This is a genomic window from Lacrimispora sp., from assembly GCF_031982545.1.
In the GTDB taxonomy this organism is placed as follows: domain Bacteria; phylum Bacillota; class Clostridia; order Lachnospirales; family Lachnospiraceae; genus Lacrimispora.
This window is the reverse complement of record NZ_DALYXB010000009.1, coordinates 262,010-266,145: the sequence shown is the minus strand read 5'-3', so window position 1 is coordinate 266,145 and position 4,136 is coordinate 262,010. Positions and strand designations below refer to the sequence as shown.

Annotated in this window: 4 protein-coding genes; 2 read left to right on the top strand and 2 right to left on the bottom strand. The window is 43.0% G+C overall.

The window, feature by feature from the left end; all coding sequences use genetic code 11:
* Nucleotides 1–519: BclA C-terminal domain-containing protein (locus tag ABS301_RS16840; protein ID WP_502877975.1), on the top strand; the 519-nt coding region annotated here is incomplete at its 5' end.
* A gap of 112 nt (nt 520–631) precedes the next feature.
* On the opposite strand, the gene ABS301_RS16835 is transcribed toward ABS301_RS16840, so the two are convergent.
* Together ABS301_RS16835 and ABS301_RS16830 are read right to left on the bottom strand one after the other, a co-directional pair.
* Nucleotides 632–1,996: an MATE family efflux transporter gene (locus tag ABS301_RS16835; protein WP_349673332.1), complete on the bottom strand. Its 1,365-nt coding sequence runs from the start codon at nt 1,994–1,996 to the stop codon at nt 632–634.
* A gap of 125 nt (nt 1,997–2,121) precedes the next feature.
* Complete coding sequence (locus ABS301_RS16830; protein WP_349673331.1) at nt 2,122–2,574, bottom strand: MarR family winged helix-turn-helix transcriptional regulator; 453 nt, start codon at nt 2,572–2,574, stop codon at nt 2,122–2,124.
* 498 nt (nt 2,575–3,072) lie between these two features.
* On the opposite strand from ABS301_RS16830, the gene ABS301_RS16825 reads away from it, so the two are divergent.
* On the top strand, nt 3,073–4,136 hold a 1,064-nt coding region (locus tag ABS301_RS16825; protein ID WP_349673330.1), incomplete at its 3' end, for a collagen-like domain-containing protein.

Genomic DNA, 4,136 nt, shown 5'->3' with positions numbered 1-4,136 from the left:
ACAGGTCCGACAGGAGATACCGGCCCGACAGGCCCGACAGGAGATACCGGCCCAACAGGTCCGACAGGAGATACCGGCCCAACAGGTCCGACAGGAGATACCGGCCCAGCTGCGGGTGTTACAACATTCGGATATGCTTATGAACTTGCAACTTTAGCTGATGCAACCGTAGTGGGTGGTGCAGATGTACCGTACAGCAATAATGGACCATTAGCAGGAATAACTCATACTGCTGGCACAACTACGATAACAGTACCGACCGCCGGAACTTATCAGATTGATTATTATATCGATATTACGGCTGGCGTAGGTTCCGCTATTGCAATTGCAGTAAACGGAACCCCAGATGCATCAACTAATGTTACTGCTCTTGTTGCTGTTGGGGAAATATCAGGGACCGCAATGCTTACGCTTGCAGCAGGAGATGTGCTGACTTTAAGGAACAACTCTGCCGTACCATTGACAATGACTTTGGCACCTGGTGTAGGATCACAATTTAATGCAATTCTGTTAAGCTGATAAACTATGGCCGGTATCTTCGGATACCGGTCATATTAAATAATTACACAGGATTTGTTTTATAGTTAAAACCACCTAATTAATTGATTTCCACCTGATTATAATGATAAGTTTACCTGGTTACACATTCTTTCGAATTAACGCTCAAAATTTCTTTTTTAGAGCCGACCCACAGGAGAAGGCCAATGAAACAGGCACATATTTCAGAAACAGTCATAGACCATATTACACCATTTAGCTGAAACAAACTATTTCCAATAATGATAATGGGAATCAGTGCAATGCCTCTGGATACAGACATTATAGTAGATTGAATGCTTTTTCCGAATGCTTGAAACATACTCGTTAAAAGTCCCGATATACCTGCAAATAAGGTGGAAAGTAATAATGCTGTAAGAATAATAACACCGACTTTTATCACGGATTCATCGGAGCTAAAAAGTTCAAGGACCTGTGTCCGGAACACAAACAAAACAGCGGCAAACACAGAAATAATTGTAACAAGATAAAATGCTGTTGTTTTCAACACTTTATTTAATCGTTCAACATTGTTTGAGGCATAAGAAAATGCAATTAGCGGAACAACACCCATATATATACCCATGCCGATAAAATCAGATATCTGACATACACGATTAGCTACTCCAAATGCTGCAACCACGTGGTCACCATATAAGACTGCATAGTTATTAAACATCAGACTTGAAATAATTAAAAATCCAGACAGCAGCAGAGCAGATATTCCAATCTTAAAGATATTAAAAAGGATAGTTGGATTTGGTTTAAAATATTTTAAACGAACGCTTTGAGCCGGACTTTTCTTCTCCAGATAGTACATATAGTAAACAACGGCGCAGATATTACCAATAACAGTGGCAACTGAAGCCCCCATTACATCCAGGTGAAAGAAAAAAATAAATATCGGGTCAAGTATGATATTTATAACAACGCTGATGATCATTCCGATCATCGATTCGGTGGACGCACCTTCGCCCCTAACCATTTGGGCGAGTGTAAAATTAGCAACTACAAACGGACTTCCAATTGTATATGCAATAATATAAGAACGTGTATGCAGCAGTGTTTCTCCTGTAGCACCCAGCAGTTTTAATATGGGGGATAAGAATGGAATACAAAGCAGCATAAACAAAAGTCCCGAAATTAATGACAGATACAAAGTTACAGACGAAACTATTTTTACACAATCTAATTTTTTCTCTCCTAATAATCTTGAAATATATGTGCTGCCACCTGTACCAAATAATTCTCCCAGTGCCATGAGAATAGTTGTAAACGGCAGAGCAAGCGTAATTGACGCTAACATGGATGTGTTGTTCAACCTTCCAATAAAATAAGCATCTGTAATATTGTAAATCATATTGACAACCATACCTAAAATCATGGGAATAGCCATATGTGCGATAGCTTTTGGTACTGGTGCTTTTTCAAGATAGTACATTGCGTCTTTGTTTTCCATGTGGAACACCTCCGTTAAATATAAGTTGATTTCTACCTATTTGCTGACAGCTTTTATTTACTCTCTGTAAACAGGTTAATGTGATTAAGTAAAGTTCTACCTATTTTTGTAAAATAAAACAAGGTTTATATATGTGATTCTACTCCTAAATTTTCAAAAGTCCGTTTTAAAAAATTCAAATAAATAGTTTTTTCTTCCTCGGAAAATCCAGTTAACATTTCATCGGTTATTTCGCTAAGAATACCAGACATTTCACTAAGAAGTTTTTGGGATTTCTCAGTAAGTTCAATGGATATCGTCCTGCCATCTTCATTACCAGAGCGGCGTATTATAAAACCATTTCTTTCCAGACTGTTGAGTAAACTTGTCACGGACGGACCGGATATTTGCATGGCCATGCTTAAATATCTGCGGTTGATTTCTTGATTGGATTTGTGTGCTCCGTCTATGTGTCCCAAAAGGCGTACTTGCGGCTCGGTAATATCGTATGCCGCCAATCTTTGATCATTTTTATAGCGCAACACATGTGCGATGTTCTTAATATAAAAATCGTGAGGCGGTAGCCGATTTATATTCATTTTATCCACTCCTTTCAATTAGGTTGATTTCTATCTAATATTATATAAGTAGACTTCTACTTTGTCAATCTCCTTTTTGATTTATTTCCAATGATAAGCTATATTGCTTAGTGGTATATAGGGTAAGCATATTGATATTTGCATAGTTATGCTATAAACACCAGGCTGGATCACTATTGAGGACACTCTGATATTGAGCTGGAATAATACAATCCAGTATAAATTATAATCGACAAAAAGATAGTCTATTTACAAGGAAAAGTGGACCAAAGTAACTGTCGGTATAATGAAAAGTATGTGGTTCTAAGCTCACTTATAAAAAGGCAAATGAAAAATATAAGGATATAAGTAGGTTTATTTTAGGCAAATACAAAAGTATATTTTGGAGTTAGAAGTAAAGAAAAACTTCAGTATCGAATATTCTTGTCACAACATATATTACTAATAGGCGTTATCAGACTGATGCGCCTTGAAATATAGAAATGGGAGGATTTTTTTATGGCTAATAATGCTTTGCAAATAGAACTAAATACAGCTACAACGGTAGCTGCAGGTGCCAATGTCCTTTTTGACACTATAGTCTATTCATCCGGAACCATATCTTACAATCCAGCCACAGGGGTAATTACATTCAATGAGGCTGGCAGATACGTGCTCGACTGGTGGCTGGCAACACAATCTTCTCAATCGACAAATGGGACATCCTTTGCATTATCGTCCTCACAGGGAGATTTTCTGGAAGGTAATTCACCGATAAAAACAGGAGAGGTTTATGGAATTGGGATTGTTGATGTAATTGCAGCTCCAGTTACTGTATCTCTTGTAAATACCAGTACAGCGACTGTATTCTTTTCTCTAATAGTTCCATTGAAGGGAACATTGGTTGTGGTTCAAGATGATATTGTTTCAACCGGCCCGACAGGAGCTACCGGCCCAACTGGGCCAACGGGAGATACCGGCCCCACCGGCCCAACAGGAGCAGCAGGACTAACCGGCCCGACAGGAGATACTGGTCCAACAGGCCCCACTGGAGCTACTGGCCCCACCGGCCCAACAGGAGATACCGGCCCCACCGGCCCCACGGGAGATACTGGCCCCATCGGCCCCACGGGAGATACTGGCCCCACCGGTCCAACGGGAGATACTGGACCTACTGGCCCCACGGGAGATACTGGCCCCACCGGCCCCACGGGAGCTACTGGCCCCACCGGCCCAACGGGAGATACTGGCCCCACCGGCCCCACGGGAGATACTGGCCCCACCGGCCCAACGGGGGATACTGGCCCCATCGGCCCCACGGGAGATACTGGCCCCACCGGCCCAACGGGGGATACTGGCCCCACCGGCCCCACGGGAGATACTGGCCCCACCGGCCCAACGGGAGATACTGGCCCCACCGGCCCCACGGGAGATACTGGCCCCACCGGCCCAACGGGGGATACTGGCCCCATCGGCCCCACGGGAGATACTGGCCCCACCGGCCCAACGGGAGCTACTGGCCCCACCGGCCCAACGGGAGATACTGGCCCCACCGGCCCAACGGGAGATACTGGCCCCACCGG